The organism is Paraliobacillus sp. PM-2, from assembly GCF_001368815.1.
Classification (GTDB): Bacteria; Bacillota; Bacilli; order Bacillales; family Amphibacillaceae; genus Paraliobacillus.
Window position 1 is genome coordinate 254,340 of the sequence record NZ_CTEI01000003.1, and the last position, 17,728, is coordinate 272,067.

17 protein-coding genes are annotated in these 17,728 nt (G+C 39.0%); all 17 read right to left on the reverse strand.

Annotated features, from left to right (window positions below):
- Positions 1–19: 19 nt before the first annotated feature.
- The 17 genes from rpmC to rpoB all read right to left on the reverse strand — a co-directional run bounded on the left by rpmC (position 20) and on the right by rpoB (position 17,390).
- Complete coding sequence (gene rpmC, locus BN1058_RS13905; RefSeq protein WP_018934219.1) at positions 20–220, reverse strand: 50S ribosomal protein L29; 201 nt, start codon at positions 218–220, stop codon at positions 20–22.
- Complete coding sequence (gene rplP, locus BN1058_RS13910; RefSeq protein ID WP_090859021.1) at positions 210–644, reverse strand: 50S ribosomal protein L16; 435 nt, start codon at positions 642–644, stop codon at positions 210–212. Before rplP ends, rpmC begins: the two co-directional genes overlap by 11 nt.
- 17 nt (positions 645–661) lie before the next feature.
- On the reverse strand, positions 662–1,303 hold the full coding sequence (gene rpsC, locus BN1058_RS13915) for a 30S ribosomal protein S3 (RefSeq protein ID WP_090859024.1): 642 nt from the start codon (positions 1,301–1,303) through the stop codon (positions 662–664).
- A gap of 3 nt (positions 1,304–1,306) precedes the next feature.
- A complete protein-coding gene (rplV, locus tag BN1058_RS13920) occupies positions 1,307–1,648 on the reverse strand; it encodes a 50S ribosomal protein L22 (RefSeq protein ID WP_090859027.1) in 342 nt (113 codons plus the stop codon).
- Between the two features lie 21 nt (positions 1,649–1,669).
- Entirely contained in the window at positions 1,670–1,948 is a 279-nt protein-coding gene (gene rpsS, locus BN1058_RS13925) for a 30S ribosomal protein S19 (RefSeq protein ID WP_090859030.1), read from the reverse strand.
- A gap of 57 nt (positions 1,949–2,005) precedes the next feature.
- A complete protein-coding gene (gene rplB, locus BN1058_RS13930) occupies positions 2,006–2,836 on the reverse strand; it encodes a 50S ribosomal protein L2 (RefSeq protein ID WP_090859032.1) in 831 nt (276 codons plus the stop codon).
- A 31-nt stretch (positions 2,837–2,867) separates the two neighbouring features.
- Positions 2,868–3,158, reverse strand: coding sequence for a 50S ribosomal protein L23 (gene rplW / locus BN1058_RS13935; protein WP_090859034.1), 291 nt, complete (start codon positions 3,156–3,158; stop codon positions 2,868–2,870).
- Complete coding sequence (rplD, locus tag BN1058_RS13940; RefSeq protein WP_090859037.1) at positions 3,158–3,781, reverse strand: 50S ribosomal protein L4; 624 nt, start codon at positions 3,779–3,781, stop codon at positions 3,158–3,160. Before rplD ends, rplW begins: the two co-directional genes overlap by 1 nt.
- Positions 3,782–3,806: 25 nt before the next feature.
- Positions 3,807–4,436, reverse strand: a complete 630-nt coding sequence (gene rplC / locus BN1058_RS13945; RefSeq protein WP_090859040.1) for a 50S ribosomal protein L3 — start codon at positions 4,434–4,436, stop codon at positions 3,807–3,809.
- Positions 4,437–4,464: 28 nt separating this feature from the next.
- Positions 4,465–4,773, reverse strand: coding sequence for a 30S ribosomal protein S10 (gene rpsJ, locus BN1058_RS13950; RefSeq protein WP_090859043.1), 309 nt, complete (start codon positions 4,771–4,773; stop codon positions 4,465–4,467).
- A 389-nt stretch (positions 4,774–5,162) separates the two neighbouring features.
- The gene (gene tuf / locus BN1058_RS13955) at positions 5,163–6,353 is read right to left on the reverse strand and encodes an elongation factor Tu (RefSeq protein WP_090859046.1); all 1,191 of its coding nucleotides are present in this window, start codon (positions 6,351–6,353) and stop codon (positions 5,163–5,165) included.
- A gap of 126 nt (positions 6,354–6,479) precedes the next feature.
- Complete coding sequence (fusA, locus tag BN1058_RS13960) at positions 6,480–8,558, reverse strand: elongation factor G (protein ID WP_090859051.1); 2,079 nt, start codon at positions 8,556–8,558, stop codon at positions 6,480–6,482.
- A gap of 121 nt (positions 8,559–8,679) precedes the next feature.
- Positions 8,680–9,150 (reverse strand): 30S ribosomal protein S7, encoded by a 471-nt coding sequence (rpsG, locus tag BN1058_RS13965; RefSeq protein WP_090859054.1) that lies wholly within the window; start codon positions 9,148–9,150, stop codon positions 8,680–8,682.
- A gap of 38 nt (positions 9,151–9,188) precedes the next feature.
- The gene (gene rpsL / locus BN1058_RS13970) at positions 9,189–9,608 is read right to left on the reverse strand and encodes a 30S ribosomal protein S12 (RefSeq protein WP_090859056.1); all 420 of its coding nucleotides are present in this window, start codon (positions 9,606–9,608) and stop codon (positions 9,189–9,191) included.
- A gap of 109 nt (positions 9,609–9,717) precedes the next feature.
- The gene (locus tag BN1058_RS13975) at positions 9,718–9,969 is read right to left on the reverse strand and encodes a 50S ribosomal protein L7ae-like protein (protein WP_090859059.1); all 252 of its coding nucleotides are present in this window, start codon (positions 9,967–9,969) and stop codon (positions 9,718–9,720) included.
- Between the two features lie 151 nt (positions 9,970–10,120).
- Positions 10,121–13,732, reverse strand: coding sequence for a DNA-directed RNA polymerase subunit beta' (gene rpoC / locus BN1058_RS13980; RefSeq protein ID WP_090859063.1), 3,612 nt, complete (start codon positions 13,730–13,732; stop codon positions 10,121–10,123).
- Between the two features lie 121 nt (positions 13,733–13,853).
- A complete protein-coding gene (rpoB, locus tag BN1058_RS13985; RefSeq protein ID WP_090859067.1) occupies positions 13,854–17,390 on the reverse strand; it encodes a DNA-directed RNA polymerase subunit beta in 3,537 nt (1,178 codons plus the stop codon).
- Between the last annotated feature and the right edge of the window lie 338 nt (positions 17,391–17,728).

The window sequence follows — 17,728 nt, forward strand, 5'->3', positions numbered from 1 at the left end:
TAACCTCCTCTCGGTTTAACTAGTTATTTACGCTAAGCTCTCTTTCACGTACAACAGTTTTCATGCGTGCAATGGATTTACGAACTTCACGAAGACGTGCAGTGTTTTCCAATTGACCAGTAGCTAACTGAAAACGCAAGTTGAAAAGCTCTTCTTTTAATGACTTGATTTTTTGTTCAATTTCGGCAGTGGTTAGTTCTCTGATTTCATTAGCCTTCATTGATTTCACCACCAATTTCTTCACGTTTTACAAACTTAGTTTTAACAGGTAGTTTATGAGAAGCAAGACGTAGTGCTTCACGTGCTACTTCCTCAGATACTCCAGCAATTTCAAACATAATCTTACCAGGTTTCACTACAGCAACCCAACCTTCAGGTGCACCTTTACCAGAACCCATTCGAACTTCTAGAGGCTTTGCAGTGTAAGGTTTATCTGGGAAAATTTTAATCCAAACTTTACCGCCACGTTTCATATAACGAGTCATAGCAATACGAGCTGACTCTATCTGACGGCTTGTGATCCAAGAAGCTTCTATAGCTTGTAATCCATACTCACCAAAGGCAACAGACGTACCACCTTTTGCTTTACCTTTCATTTTACCACGATGTTGCTTACGATGTTTTACACGTTTAGGCATTAACATAATGCGTGCCCCCTTCCTTACTTATTGTTTTTAGTTGGAAGGACTTCTCCACGATAAATCCATACTTTAACACCAAGTTTACCATATGTTGTATCTGCTTCAGCAGTACCATAATCGATATCGGCACGTAAAGTATGAAGTGGTACAGTCCCTTCGCTATAACTTTCTGCACGAGCAATATCTGCTCCGCCTAAACGGCCAGAAACCTGTGTACGAATACCTTTTGCTCCTGCACGCATAGCACGTTGAATTACTTGTTTTTGTGCACGACGGAAAGAAATACGATTCTCTAATTGACGTGCAATATTTTCAGCTACTAATGTTGCATCAATGTCTGCTTTTTTCACTTCGACAATATTAATGTGAACTTTTTTACCAGTTAGAGCATTTAGTGATTTACGAAGTGCTTCTACTTCAGATCCGCCTTTACCAATAACCATACCAGGTTTAGCGGTAGAAACGGAAATGTTCACACGATTTGCCGCACGTTCGATTTCAATCTTAGAAACAGCAGCATCTTTCAGACGTTGTTCAACATATTCACGAATTTTAATATCTTCATGTAATAAGTCTGCATAATCTTTGCCAGCGTACCACTTTGATTCCCAGTCGCGGATAACACCAACACGAAGTCCTATCGGATTAACTTTTTGACCCACAGATTATCCCTCCTTCTTTTCTGATACAACCACTGTAATGTGGCTTGTTCTTTTATTGATTTGACTAGCACGACCTTGTGCACGTGGACGGAAACGTTTCAATGTTACGCCTTCATTCACATATGCTTCAGATATATATAAATCATCTGGGTTCATTTCATAGTTGTGTTCTGCATTTGCGATCGCAGAGTTTAAAACTTTTTCGACAACTGGCGATGCGCCTCGTTGTGTATGCTTTAAAATTGCAATTGCTTCTCCAACGTCTTTTCCTCGAATTAAATCAATTACCAAACGAACTTTACGAGGAGCAATTCGAACAGTTTTTGCAACAGATTTAGCTTGCATCAAGAGTGCCTCCTCTCATAATTAGCGTTTTGTTTTCTTGTCATCGCCCGCATGCCCTCTGAATGAGCGTGTTGGCGCGAATTCACCTAATTTATGTCCAACCATATCTTCTGTAATATATACAGGTACATGTTTGCGTCCATCATATACAGCGATTGTTTGACCTACAAAGTTAGGGAAAATAGTAGAACGACGAGACCAAGTTTTCACCACTTGCTTTTTATCATCTTCGTTCAATTTTTCAATTTTTTTCATTAAATGGTCATCTACGAAAGGTCCCTTTTTTAAACTACGACCCATGCATAAACCTCCCTTCGTGATTGTCGGACGAGTAGTATCGTCCGTCTTACAACCCCGTTATTTTTTACGTTTACGTACAATAAATTTATCTGATGGTTTATTACGTTGACGTGTTTTGTAACCAAGTGTAGGTTTACCCCATGGAGACATCGGTGATTTACGTCCGATTGGCGCACGTCCTTCACCACCACCGTGTGGGTGATCATTAGGGTTCATTACAGAACCACGAACAGTAGGGCGAACACCTTTCCAACGGGAACGTCCTGCTTTACCCACATTAATTAATTCGTGTTCTATATTTCCAACTTGGCCAACTGTTGCACGACAAGTGCCTAGAACCAAGCGAACTTCACCTGAAGTTAAACGAACTAATACATATTTATCTTCACGACCTAGGATTTGCGCTTGAGATCCCGCAGAACGAGCAAGCTGTCCACCACGGCCAGGTTTTAATTCAACATTATGAATAATTGTACCAACTGGAATATTTACAAGTGGCAATGCATTACCTAATTTGATATCTGCATTTTCACCTGAGATAATTTCTTGACCTACTTTGATTCCTTTTGGTGCTAAAATATAGCGTTTTTCACCATCTGCATAGTGAATTAATGCAATATTAGCAGAACGGTTGGGATCATACTCGATTGTAGCAACGTGACCAGGTATTCCATCTTTGTCACGCTTAAAATCGATAACACGATATTTACGTTTATGTCCACCGCCTTGATGACGAACAGTTAATTTCCCTTGGTTGTTACGTCCTCCACGTTTGTGTAGTGAACTAAGCAACGTTTTTTCTGGCTCTGTAGTTGTGATTTCAGCAAAATCAGATCCTGACATGCCACGTCTACCATTTGAAGTTGGTTTATACTTCTTAATCGCCATCTTTTTTCCCTCCTTCTTTTATAGCGTTATATTAAACACTCTCGAAAAATTCTAGTTCTTTACTGTCTTCAGAAAGTTGAACAACAGCTTTTTTACGATCAGGACGAAATCCTCCGTAACGACCCATACGCTTGAATTTACCTTTAAGATTCATAGTGTTTATTTTTATCACTTTCACCCCAAAGATTAATTCAACAGCTTGTTTGATTTCTGTTTTATTCGCTCTTGGATCTACCTCGAACGTATATTTCTTATCAACCATTAGGTCTGCAGAGTGTTCCGTAATAATCGGGCGCTTAATAATATCACGTGTGTCTTTCATTATGCAAGCACCTCCCCTGCTTTTTCAGCTGCATCTTTTGTAATAATCAGCTTGTCATGCGTAAGCAAGTCAATAACGTTAACTTCACTTACTGGTAATACTTTTGCGTTTGGCAAGTTATTAGCAGAACGTGTTACTACTTCATCTTTTTCTGAAGTAACAATTAATGCTTTGGCATCCACGTTAAGCGTGTTAAATAAGTTAACAACTTCTTTTGTTTTTGGAGCATCAAATGCTAATGTTTCCAAAACAACTAAGCTATCTTCTTTTACTTTAGAAGATAATGCTGAGCGAAGTGCTAAACGACGTACCTTTTTAGGTAGTTTATAGCTATAACTACGTGGTGTTGGTCCAAATACTGTTCCACCACCAACCCATTGAGGTGAACGAATAGAACCTTGACGCGCACGACCTGTGCCTTTTTGGCGCCATGGCTTACGTCCTCCACCCTTTACTGCTGAACGGTTTTTGACAGCGTGTGTACCTTGACGACGAGACGCTTGTTGCATAACAACTGCATCGTGCAATACGTGCTCATTTGGTTCAATACCAAACACTGCATCGTTCAGTTCCACATCACCCACTTGCGATCCGCTTTGGTTATATAGTGCTACTTTAGGCATGACATATCCTCCCTTCAATTTATAATTAGTTAGCCTTTATTGCACCCGTGATTTTTACGAATGATTTTTTTGCACCTGGAACGTTACCTTTGATTAATAAAAGGTTGCGCTCTGCATCGACTTTTACTACTTCTAAGTTCTGAATAGTGATTTGTTCTCCACCCATTTGTCCAGGTAGTTTTTTACCTTTAAATACATGCATTGGATCAATTGCACCCATCGTACCAGGGCTTCTATGATAATGAGAACCGTGACTCATTGGACCACGTGATTGGTTATGGCGTTTAATAGCACCTTGGAAACCTTTCCCTTTAGAAGTTCCTGTTACATCAATTACATCTCCAGCTTGGAAAACCTCTACGCTAATTTCTTGACCAACTTCATAGTTATCAAGATTTACGTTACGGAATTCACGAATGAAGCGCTTAGGGTTCGTGCTCGCTTTTGCAGCATGCCCTTTTGCTGGTTTGTTAGAACGAGATTCTTTCTTGTCAGCAAAACCTAATTGAACTGCTTCATAGCCATCATTGTCTTCTGTTCTTTTTTGTAGAACCACGTTTGGTTCTGCTTGAACAACTGTTACCGGCGTTAATTCTCCATTTTCAGAGAAAAGCTGTGTCATGCCGATTTTGCGACCTAAGATTCCTTTCGTCATCCGTTACACCTCCTAAAATTTTAATCTATTAAAGTTTGATTTCAATATCTACACCAGACGGTAAGTCCAAACGCATTAATGAATCAACTGTTTGTGGTGTAGGACTAACAATATCAATCAGACGTTTGTGTGTGCGCATTTCAAATTGCTCACGAGAATCTTTGTACTTGTGTACTGCACGTAAAACTGTATATACGGATCTTTCAGTAGGTAATGGAATTGGTCCTGATACCCCTGCTCCAGAACGTTTTGCAGTATCTACAATTTTTTCAGCAGACTGATCTAAAATACGGTGATCGTATGCTTTTAAACGAATTCTAATTTTTTCTTTTGCCATTATTTTCCCTCCTTTTCGCCCATTTTTTTAATAGACATTCTCCGCGAAAATTCCTTAGCACCCCGCCATGGCAAAGGGGCCGGGTGTGCCAACAACCTTCCGCATCATCGCCTTTTTATGACCAACATCGTTCATTATATAAAAAAGATCGTTAAAATGCAAGTTCAAATCCTAATTAATTATTTTTTTTTCGAATGTTTTCGCTTTTTTTTTTAATAAAATGATATTTTTTTGTATTTTTTTTAGGAATAATGATAGTTAAGCAGTTCTTTTTCTTATATTGATTAGTAAACATAAATAAAAAAAGATTCTATTCCTAATTTTAATTAACTGAAATTCCAATAAGAAAAAGAACAGGTAACTGAGTTACCTGTTCTTAAAATAATATATTATTTTTCGATAGTTGCAACAACGCCGGCGCCTACTGTACGGCCACCTTCACGAATAGAGAACTTAGTTCCTTCTTCAATCGCGATTGGAGAGATAAGCTCAACTGTCATTTCAACGTTGTCTCCAGGCATAACCATTTCAACACCTTCAGGTAGGTTGATTACACCAGTTACGTCCGTTGTACGGAAATAGAACTGTGGACGGTAGTTGTTGAAGAATGGAGTATGACGTCCACCTTCTTCTTTAGATAATACATAAACTTCTGCTTTAAAGTTTGTATGCGGAGTGATAGAACCAGGCTTAGCTAGTACTTGTCCACGATTAATATCTTCACGAGAAACACCACGAAGAAGTGCACCAATGTTGTCTCCTGCTTCTGCATAGTCAAGAAGCTTACGGAACATCTCAACACCAGTAACAGTAGTTTTTGATGGTTCTTCAGCTAGACCAATAATTTCAACTTCGTCTCCAACTTTAACTACTCCACGCTCAACACGTCCAGTAGCAACAGTACCACGACCAGTGATTGAGAATACGTCCTCAACTGGCATCATGAAATCTTTTTCTGTGTCACGATCAGGACGAGGAATGTATTCATCAACAGCATCCATTAATTCATAGATAGCATTAACGTAGTTTTCTTCGCCTTCAAGTGCTTTAAGAGCAGAACCTTTAATTACCGGTACGTCATCTCCTGGGAAGTCATACTCAGCTAGAAGGTCACGTACTTCCATTTCTACTAGCTCAAGAAGTTCTTCATCGTCTACCATATCACATTTGTTTAAGAATACAACAATCGCTGGTACACCTACTTGACGAGAAAGTAAGATGTGCTCACGAGTTTGTGGCATTGGGCCGTCAGCAGCAGATACTACTAAGATAGCTCCATCCATTTGTGCTGCACCAGTGATCATGTTTTTAACATAGTCAGCGTGTCCTGGGCAGTCAACGTGTGCATAGTGACGATTTTCAGTTTCATACTCAACGTGTGCAGTAGAGATAGTAATTCCACGTTCGCGCTCTTCAGGAGCACCATCGATTTGATCATAAGCCATTGCAGTACCTGAACCAGAACGATTGTGTAGTACTGTTGTAATAGCAGCAGTTAGTGTAGTTTTACCATGGTCAACGTGTCCAATAGTACCAATGTTAACGTGGTCTTTGGAGCGGTCAAATTTTTCTTTACCCATTTATAGTTCCTCCTTTAATTTTAAAAAAATATGTTTATATGACATGTAAGCTTGCTTAGAAACAAAATAGTTACTTATTTCTAAGCTCACAATACAAGTTATACTTTAGAATGTGGAAAAAATCAATTATTCTCCAGTATTTTTCTTAATAATTTCTTCTGAGATACTCTTTGGTACTTCTTCATAGTGATCAAAGTGCATTGTGTATACACCGCGTCCTTGCGTGTTTGAACGAAGTGATGTAGCATAACCAAACATTTCTGCAAGTGGTACAAAAGCTTTTACCACTTGAGCTGTTCCGCGTGCTTCCATACCTTCCACACGACCACGACGAGAAGTAACATCACCCATAATGTCTCCCATATATTCTTCTGGGATTACAACTTCTACTTTCATCATAGGTTCTAGTAACGCAGGGTTACATTTATTTTTTGCAGCTTTTAATGCCATTGATGCAGCTACTTTAAAGGCTGTTTCGTTTGAATCGACATCGTGGTAGCTACCATCAAATAGAGTTGCTTTCAAATCAATTAGTGGATAACCAGCTACAACACCGTTTTCCATCGATTCTTTAATTCCTGCTTCAACGGATGCGATATATTCACGAGGTACCGCACCACCAACAATTTTATTAACAAATTCGAAACCAGCACCTTCTTCATTCGGTTCGAACTTAACCCAAACGTGACCATATTGTCCACGTCCACCAGATTGACGTACGAATTTACCCTCTACTTCCGCTTCACTGCGGAATGTTTCGCGGTAAGATACTTGTGGTGCACCTACGTTAGCATCTACTTTGAACTCGCGTCTTAAACGATCAACAATGATATCTAAGTGAAGTTCACCCATACCAGAGATGATTGTTTGTCCTGTTTCAACATTCGTTTCTGTTTTGAAAGTAGGATCTTCTTCAGCAAGTTTCCCTAAAGCAATCGACATTTTATCCTGATCCGCTTTAGACTTAGGTTCAATCGCTACAGAAATAACCGGCTCAGGGAATTCCATAGATTCAAGAATAACTAAGCTTTTTTCATCACATAGTGTATCTCCAGTGCCAGTATCTTTCAATCCTACTGCACCAGCAATATCACCAGCATATACAGAAGCAATCTCTTCACGAGAATTTGCGTGCATTTGTAGAATACGCCCTACACGTTCACGCTTATCTTTCGTAGAGTTCTTAACATATGAACCTGAATCCAATCTACCAGAATACACTCGGAAGAATGTCAACTTACCAACAAATGGGTCTGTTGCAACTTTAAATGCTAAAGCTGAGAAAGGTTCGTTATCATCTGCCCTACGCACTACTTCTTCATTTGTTTCTGGTACATGGCCTTCAATTGGTTTAACATCTGTTGGTGCTGGTAAGTAATCAATAACACCATCGATTAGTAATTGTACACCTTTGTTTTTGAATGCAGAACCACAAAATACTGGATAGAATTCAACAGATAGAGTAGCTTTACGAACTGCCGCACGCAACTCATCTTTTGTAATTTCTTCTCCTTCTAAATATTTCATCATTAGTTCTTCATCAGTTTCAGCAACAGCTTCAATAAGGTTTGTACGGTACTCTTCAGCTTGTTCCAAATGTTCTTCAGGAATCGGGCGTGATTCATCACGAGTTCCTAAATCATCTAAATAATAATGAGCTTCCATTTCAATCAAGTCAATAATTCCGTTAAATTCATCTTCTGCACCTATTGGCAGTTGAACCGGATGTGCATTTGCACCAAGACGATCACTAATTGTACCAACTGAGTACAAGAAGTCAGCACCTACTTTATCCATTTTATTAACGAAAACAATTCTTGGTACACCGTAAGTAGTAGCTTGGCGCCAAACTGTTTCTGTTTGAGGTTCTACACCTGACTGCGCATCTAGTACTGTTACTGCACCATCTAGTACACGTAAAGAACGTTCAACTTCAACTGTGAAGTCTACGTGTCCTGGTGTATCAATGATGTTAATACGATGACCTTTCCATTGAGCAGTTGTAGCAGCAGATGTAATGGTAATCCCGCGCTCTTGTTCCTGCTCCATCCAGTCCATTTGGGAAGCACCTTCGTGTGTTTCACCAATTTTATGGATACGTCCTGTATAGAAAAGAATACGCTCTGTTGCTGTTGTTTTACCAGCATCAATGTGGGCCATAATCCCAATATTACGTGTCTTTTCCAAGGAGAATTCTCTAGGCATGTTTCTTTCTCCTTCCTGTTTGTAAATTCCATTTTTACTATATCATGTTTTGGATATAAATATACAGTTAGTATAAAAGCAAGAGAATATCTTATTCAAAATAATCATTTTTGCTTTTATATTACCAACGATAGTGAGCAAATGCTTTGTTTGCTTCTGCCATTTTGTGCATATCTTCGCGTTTTTTAACAGATGAACCTGTGTTGTTAGAAGCGTCTAAAATTTCATTCGCAAGACGTTCTTCCATTGTTTTTTCTCCGCGTAAGCGAGAGTAGTTAACAATATAACGAAGACCTAATGCTTGGCGACGCTCTGGACGTACTTCTACTGGTACTTGATAGTTTGAACCACCAACACGGCGAGCGCGCACCTCAAGTACTGGCATTACATTTTTCATTGCCTGTTCAAATACTTCCATAGCTTGTTGACCACTACGTTCTTGAACAAGTTCAAATGCTTTATAAAGAATTTTTTGTGCTTTACCTCTCTTACCGTCAACCATAATTTGATTGATCAAGCGAGTAACAAGCTTTGAATTATATAACGGATCTGGTAAGACATCACGTTTTGCTACTGGACCTTTACGTGGCATTGTCTAACCTCCTTTCTAAAATCATTAACTTATTTCACTTACTTCTTTTTCTTCGGTCTTTTAGTACCATATTTTGAACGGCCTTGTGCACGTCCTTCAACTCCAGCTGTATCTAACGCACCACGTACTATGTGATAGCGCACACCTGGCAAGTCTTTTACACGTCCTCCACGAATAAGTACAACACTGTGTTCTTGAAGGTTGTGCCCAATCCCAGGAATGTATGCAGTTACCTCAATTCCATTTGTTAAACGAACACGAGCATATTTACGTAATGCAGAGTTCGGTTTCTTTGGAGTTAACGTACCAACACGCGTACATACTCCGCGTTTTTGTGGAGAAGATTGGTTTGTTAATGATTTTTTAAAGCTATTATACCCTTTATTTAAAGCTGGTGAGTCAGACTTCTTACCTTTACTCACACGACCTTTACGTACTAATTGGTTAATAGTTGGCATATGTTTTTTCCTCCCTTCTTCTAACGTTTGTAATACCACACATCCAGGTGGTTCATTTATAAGCAAAAAACAAAGTTTTCATGAATGGTATTACCCATGCATCAAAACTTTATTGCTTTATTGCAACTGTCGCTGTACCCACATCAATACCACACGCTTTACCAAGTTTTTTCTTGGAATCAACTTGAACACACGGTATATCCATTTCCTTTGCAAGTTGCGACACTTTATTTGTTATATGCTGATCTGCATCAGCAGCTATAACAACTTCATTCACTTCACCATCTCTAATGGCTTTAAGTGTTTGTTTTGTGCCTATAACTAATTGTTCTTTAACCTGTGCCACTTTTTCATAAGACATTTACACATCCTCCAAAGCAACAAGGATAACAGAAGCACCTTGAATATAGTACCATTCTAACATTCTAATGTCAACAAAAAATGTCATCATTTGTTGATAGAATCTATATTCAAAATGCATCGTTTTTCACCTTGTCCTCTAAACCATACTATTATGGTGTTACTTCTTCTTCTATCTCTTCTGTAATCTGATCAATTGGTTCTTCTGTTTCTGCTTGTATTTTTCGATACCTTTGCATTCCGGTACCAGCAGGAACTAGTTTACCGATGATCACATTTTCTTTAAGTCCTAATAGCTCATCTCGTTTACCTTTAATTGCTGCATCAGTTAATACACGAGTTGTTTCCTGGAATGATGCAGCAGACAAGAATGAATCTGTCTCGAGAGATGCCTTTGTAATACCGAGCAGAACCGGTCTACCGACTGCAGGCTGATTACCTTCTAACAGCACTTTCTTATTCGCATCTCGGAATTGGTGGATCTCAAGCAGCGAACCAGGAAGCACATCTGTATCACCAGCATCACCAATACGCACTTTACGAAGCATTTGTCTTACCATTACTTCTACGTGCTTATCACCGATTTCTACCCCTTGCATACGGTATACTTTTTGCACTTCTTTTAACAAGTATGATTGTACCCCATCAATACCCTGGATCTTTAACAATTCTTTCGGATCAATAGAACCTTCTGTTAACGCTTGACCCGCTTCAATTTTGTCACCTATATCAACTTTCATACGCGCGCCATATGGTGCAGTATATGAACGCTTTTCAACAGTTCCTTGTATAACAATCTCCTGTTTATCTTTTACTTCTGTTATATCTTCAACAATACCGGTGATTTCAGAGATAACAGCTTGCCCTTTTGGATTTCTTGCTTCGAAAATCTCTTGAATACGAGGTAGACCTTGTGTAATATCACTACCAGCAACCCCACCAGTGTGGAACGTACGCATGGTTAGCTGTGTACCAGGCTCACCAATGGATTGGGCAGCAATAATACCCACTGCTTCTCCAACTTCTACCTCTTCTCCTGTTGCTAAGTTACGTCCATAGCATTTTTTACAAGCGCCATGTTTCGTATTACATGTGAACACACTACGAATAGTTACTTCTTCGATTCCAGATTCAACAATCTGTTTAGCGATATCTTCTGTGATCACTTCATTCTTTCCAATTATCGCATCATTTGTCTCTGGATGACGAACTGTTTGGAATGCTGTTCGACCAATTAAACGATCAAGTAATGGTTCGATCATTTCTGTACCTTCTGTTATAGAGCGAACAGTTAAACCTTTATCTGTTCCACAATCTTCTTCACGGATGATTACATCTTGTGCTACATCAACTAAACGACGGGTTAAGTAACCTGAGTCAGCTGTTTTTAGCGCTGTATCAGCAAGACCTTTACGTGCACCGTGCGTAGAGATAAAGTACTCTAATACTGTTAAACCTTCACGGAAACTAGATTTGATTGGTAGTTCAATAATTCTACCAGCCGGGTTAGCCATTAATCCACGCATACCAGCTAACTGTGTGAAGTTAGAAGCATTACCACGCGCACCAGAATCACTCATCATAAATATAGGATTTCGTGGATTCAATGTTTTCATCAATTTGTCTTGAATCAAATCTTTCGCCTGTGACCAGATAGAGATGACACGATCATATCGTTCTTCATCCGTAATCAGACCACGACGGAATTGTTTTAACACTTTATCTACTTTAATTTGTGCTTCTTCAAGAATATGTTCTTTCTCTGCTAATACAACAATATCGGCAACACCAACAGTTATACCAGCTTTTGTTGAATATTTAAAACCAAGATCTTTCATACGGTCAAGCATTTTTGATGTTTCGCTGATTTTAAACTTCTTAAATACTTCCGCAATAATATCTCCTAAAATACCTTTTTTAAATGGAAGAATAGCATCACGCTCTGCAATGATTTCTTTAGCATTTACACCTTGTTCAATAAAATACTTCTCAGGTGTACGTATTTCAAGGTTTTCTTGCGTTGGCTCATTCATATATGGGAATGAATCAGGAAGCATATCATTAAAGATTAATTTACCAACTGTTGTTACTAACAATTGATTTTTTTGTTCTTCTGTTAAGTTCTCTTTATTAAGCGAAGATGCTTGCACGGCAATCCGCGTGTGTAAGTGTACATACCCATTTTGATAGGCAATTAAAGCCTCGGAAAGGTCTTTAAAGATCATTCCTTCGCCAATTGCACCTGCACGTTCCATCGTTAAGTAGTAATTACCTAACACCATATCCTGTGATGGTGTTACTACCGGTTTTCCATCTTTTGGATTTAAGATGTTTTGTGCTGCTAACATAAGAATTCTAGCTTCAGCTTGTGCTTCTGCAGACAGCGGTACGTGAACCGCCATTTGGTCACCATCGAAATCAGCGTTGTATGCTGTACAAACTAATGGATGCAAACGAATCGCGCGTCCTTCTACTAAAGTAGGCTCAAATGCTTGAATTCCTAAACGGTGTAATGTTGGTGCGCGGTTCAATAATACAGGGTGTTCTTTAATAACATCTTCTAATACATCCCAGACCTCTGGGTGTAATCTTTCAATTTTTCTTTTGGCGGATTTTATGTTATGTGCCAAACCTCTTTCAACTAACTCTTTCATGATGAAAGGTTTGAATAACTCAACAGCCATTTCTTTTGGCAGACCACATTGATACATTTTTAAGTGTGGACCAACGACAATTACTGAACGACCAGAGTAATCAACACGTTTACCTAATAGATTTTGACGGAAACGACCTTGTTTACCTTTCAACATATGAGAAAGTGATTTTAATGGACGATTTCCTGGTCCGGTAACCGGGCGACCTCGACGGCCATTATCGATTAAAGCATCTACAGCTTCTTGAAGCATACGTTTTTCATTTTGCACAATTATGCTTGGAGCGCCAAGATCTAACAAACGCTTTAAGCGATTGTTACGGTTAATAACACGACGATATAAATCGTTTAAATCAGAAGTCGCAAAGCGACCACCATCTAATTGAACCATCGGTCTTAACTCAGGTGGGATAATCGGCAATACATCCAAAATCATCCACGCAGGGTGGTTTCCTGAATTACGGAATGCTTCCAATACTTCTAAACGTTTAATTGCCCTTGTTCTACGTTGACCTTGAGCAGTCTTTAATTCTTCACGTAAAATCTCTACTTCTTTTTCTAAATCTACGTCTTCTAAAATTCGTTTAATTGCTTCAGCGCCCATATCAGCTTGAAAACCATTACCGTATTTATCACGGTACGCACGATATTCTTTTTCAGATAGAAGTTGTTTTTTCTCTAGTGCCGTCTCACCTGCGTCTATAACGATATAAGCAGCAAAATAAATTACTTCTTCTAATGCTCTAGGTGACATATCTAATACTAGACCCATTCTACTCGGGATTCCTTTAAAATACCAAATATGTGAAACAGGAGCTGCCAACTCTATATGTCCCATGCGTTCACGGCGAACTTTTGATTTTGTAACTTCTACACCACAACGATCGCATACAACACCCTTATAACGTACACGCTTGTATTTTCCACAATGACATTCCCAGTCTTTTTGTGGCCCAAAAATTCTTTCACAAAATAAGCCGTCTTTTTCAGGTTTAAGTGTTCGATAGTTAATGGTTTCTGGCTTTTTAACCTCACCATATGACCAAGAACGAATTTTGTCTGGTGATGCTAGCCCAATTTTCATATACTCAAAATTATTTACATCTAGCAAGGGGCCTACCTCCCTTTTAGTATGTGTTCGAAAATAGCAGCCAAATGAAAGGTGTTGTAAACCTTTCATTTGGTCACTAAATTTGAAGTTATCTATTAATTAAACTCTAACAACGCACCGCTTATCTTTCCTCTAACTCTAAGTTAAACTGATCAGCAGATTGGTTATCTTCTTCTTCAATATCACGTAATTCTATTTCTTCTTCATCAGCTGATAGCATTTTAACGTCCATACCAAGACTTTGTAATTCCTTAATCAATACTTTAAACGACTCTGGAATACCTGGTTCAGGAACACTATCACCTTTAACAATTGCTTCATACGTTTTCACACGACCCACTACGTCATCGGATTTAACGGTCAAGATTTCTTGTAATGTATAGGCAGCTCCATAAGCTTCTAGCGCCCATACCTCCATCTCACCAAAACGTTGTCCCCCAAATTGCGCTTTACCACCAAGTGGCTGTTGCGTAACAAGTGAATAAGGACCAGTAGAACGCGCGTGTAATTTATCATCAACCATGTGCGCAAGTTTGATCATATACATGACACCTACAGATACACGGTTATCAAATGGTTCACCCGTACGGCCATCATAAAGAACAGTTTTTGCGTCTCTTGCCATACCAGCTTCTTCAATTGTTTCCCAAACATCTTCCTCACGCGCACCATCAAATACAGGAGTTGCAACATGAATACCAAGTTGACGAGCGGCCATACCTAAATGCAACTCTAATACTTGACCGATATTCATACGAGAAGGAACCCCTAATGGGTTTAACATAATATCAATTGGTGTACCATCTGGTAAGAAAGGCATATCTTCTTCAGGTAATATTTTCGAGATAACCCCTTTATTACCGTGACGACCAGCCATCTTATCCCCCTCATGTATTTTCCGTTTTTGAACGATGTATACACGAACAAGTTGATTTACACCAGGTGGCAATTCATCTCCATCTTCGCGGTTAAAGATTTTTACATCAAGTACAATTCCACCAGCGCCATGTGGCACACGAAGTGATGTATCACGTACTTCACGAGCTTTTTCTCCAAAAATGGCATGTAGTAATCTTTCTTCGGCGGAAAGTTCTGTTACTCCTTTAGGTGTTACCTTTCCTACTAACAAATCGCCATCTTCTACTTCCGCACCTACGCGAATAATCCCTCTTTCATCTAAGTCGCGCAACGCATCCTCACCAACATTAGGAATATCTCTTGTGATTTCTTCTGGTCCAAGCTTTGTATCACGGGCTTCTGATTCATATTCCTCAATATGGATCGATGTATAAACGTCATCTTTCACAAGACGTTCACTCATAATAATCGCATCTTCATAGTTATAGCCTTCCCATGTCATGAAGCCAACTAGCACATTTTGTCCTAATGCTAATTCACCATCTTCCATAGACGGACCATCCGCTAATATTTCACCCTTCGTAACACGATCGCCTACACGAACGATTGGACGTTGATTATAGCAAGAACCTTGGTTTGATCGAATAAACTTCTGCAAACGATAGCGATCGAGATCGCCTTGAACTTCTTTACCATCAACTTCAGAAACACGACGGACATGTACTTCTTTGGCTTCTACACGTTCCACAATTCCTTCATGCTGGTTAATTACAGCCGCACCAGAATCCTTACCAGATACATACTCCATTCCAGTACCAACAATTGGTGAGCGTGGTTGCATAAGTGGTACTGCTTGACGCTGCATGTTCGCACCCATCAACGCACGGTTTGAGTCATCATTTTCTAAGAATGGAATACACGCCGTTGCAGCTGAAACAACTTGCTTTGGTGAAACATCCATGTAATCAATGCGATCACGACTTACGATTGTGTTTTCACCACGGAAACGAGCGATAACTTCCTCATCAGCAAAAGCACCATCTTCAGTTAAACTAGCATTCGCTTGTGCTACTACATAGTTATCCTCTTCATCTGCTGTTAAATAGTCATACTGATCGGTTACCTTCCCGGTGTTTGGATCGACACGACGATACGGCGTCTCAATAAATCCAAACTTATTCACTTTCGCATAGGAAGATAATGAGTTAATCAATCCAATGTTAGGACCTTCTGGTGTTTCAATTGGACACATACGACCATAGTGTGAATAGTGAACATCACGAACTTCAAAGCCAGCTCTTTCACGCGTTAAACCACCCGGCCCTAAAGCAGATAAACGACGTTTATGTGTTAATTCTGCTAACGGATTTGTCTGGTCCATAAACTGTGAAAGTTGCGAACTGCCGAAAAACTCTTTTATAGATGCAATTACAGGGCGAATATTAATCAGTTGTTGTGGTGTAATCGCTGATGTATCCTGAATAGACATACGCTCACGCACTACACGTTCCATTCTAGATAAACCAATCCGGAATTGATTTTGTAATAATTCACCAACAGAACGCAAACGTCGATTACCTAAGTGATCAATATCATCCGTGTCCCCAACTTGATGTAAAATATTAAAGAAATAACTAATTGCTGCCAAAATATCAGACGGCGCAATGTTCTTAACAGAATTGTTAACCGCACCATTCCCAATAACATTGAGTGTTCTTTCGCCTTCCGGATCAGTCGGATCTACAATTTTAATTGACTGAATTTTGATCTGATCTTCTAGAACACCTTCATGTGGTTGTAAGTACTGCTCACCAAAACTGTCTTCTTCTGTATCTAAGTATGGTAGGATTTTGTTCAACAAACGACGATCTATTTTCGCCCCTTTTTCTCCTATCACTTCGCCGGTTTCCTGGTCTACCAAGGTCTCGGCTAACGTTTGATTAAACAAACGATTTTGGATGTGTAATTTTTTGTTTATTTTGTATCGACCAACATTAGCTAAATCATATCGTTTTGGATCGAAAAAGCGAGATACAAGTAGACTTTTAGCATTTTCAACGGTTGGTGGTTCACCAGGACGTAAACGTTCATAAATTTCAAGTAATGCTTTTTCGCTTGTTTCTGTATTATCTTTTTCTAATGTATTTTTTAAATATTCGTTATCACCAATTAAATCAATGATTTCTTGATCATTACCAAAGCCCAACGCACGTAACAGGACGGTGATAGGCATCTTCCTTGTACGATCAATACGAACATGTACAACATCTTTTGCGTCGGTTTCAAATTCTAACCAAGCTCCACGGTTAGGAATCACCGTAGCTGTATAACCTCGCTTACCATTTTTGTCAATTTTTTGACTGAAGTAAACACTTGGCGAACGAACCAGCTGTGATACAATCACTCGTTCAGCTCCGTTAATAACGAATGTTCCTGTATCTGTCATTAATGGGAAATCTCCCATAAATACTTCTTGCTCTTTCACTTCCCCAGTTTCGTTGTTTAACAAACGAACTTTCACTCGAAGTGGAGCATTATAAGTAACATCTCTTTCCTTTGATTCATCTACAGGATATTTCGGTTCTCCTAAGCTATAATCGACAAATTCTAACGATAGGTTACCTGCAAAGTCTTCAATTGGAGAAATATCTTTAAACATTTCTCGCAAACCTTCCTCTAGAAACCAATCATAGGAAGCGGTTTGAATCTCAATAAGATTCGGTAATTCTAAAACTTCACTAATACGCGCGTAGCTTCGGCGCTGGCGGTGCCGTCCATACTGAACTAGTTGACCTGTCAACTGCTTCACCCCTTAAATCAAGAATAAAAAAACATAGCAAGCTTAATGTATATACATAGATTTATATTAAGCTTGTATACCTTCTCCCGATACAAAAATGCATCTATCGGTATTGACTTATATAATGGAAAAGGTATAATTTAATCAGAATAAAAATTGTTCGGTACACATACCGAACAAACTTGCGAATGCTTAAGCAACTCACAAGTTATAATAAACCATTCATTCCTTGAACAAATGGCAGTACATATTAATTAATCTTCTACTAGGCATAATGCTAAATTCATCTACCAAGTCCACGTTTTACCATTCTATCCTTATAAAAAAGTAATATACAT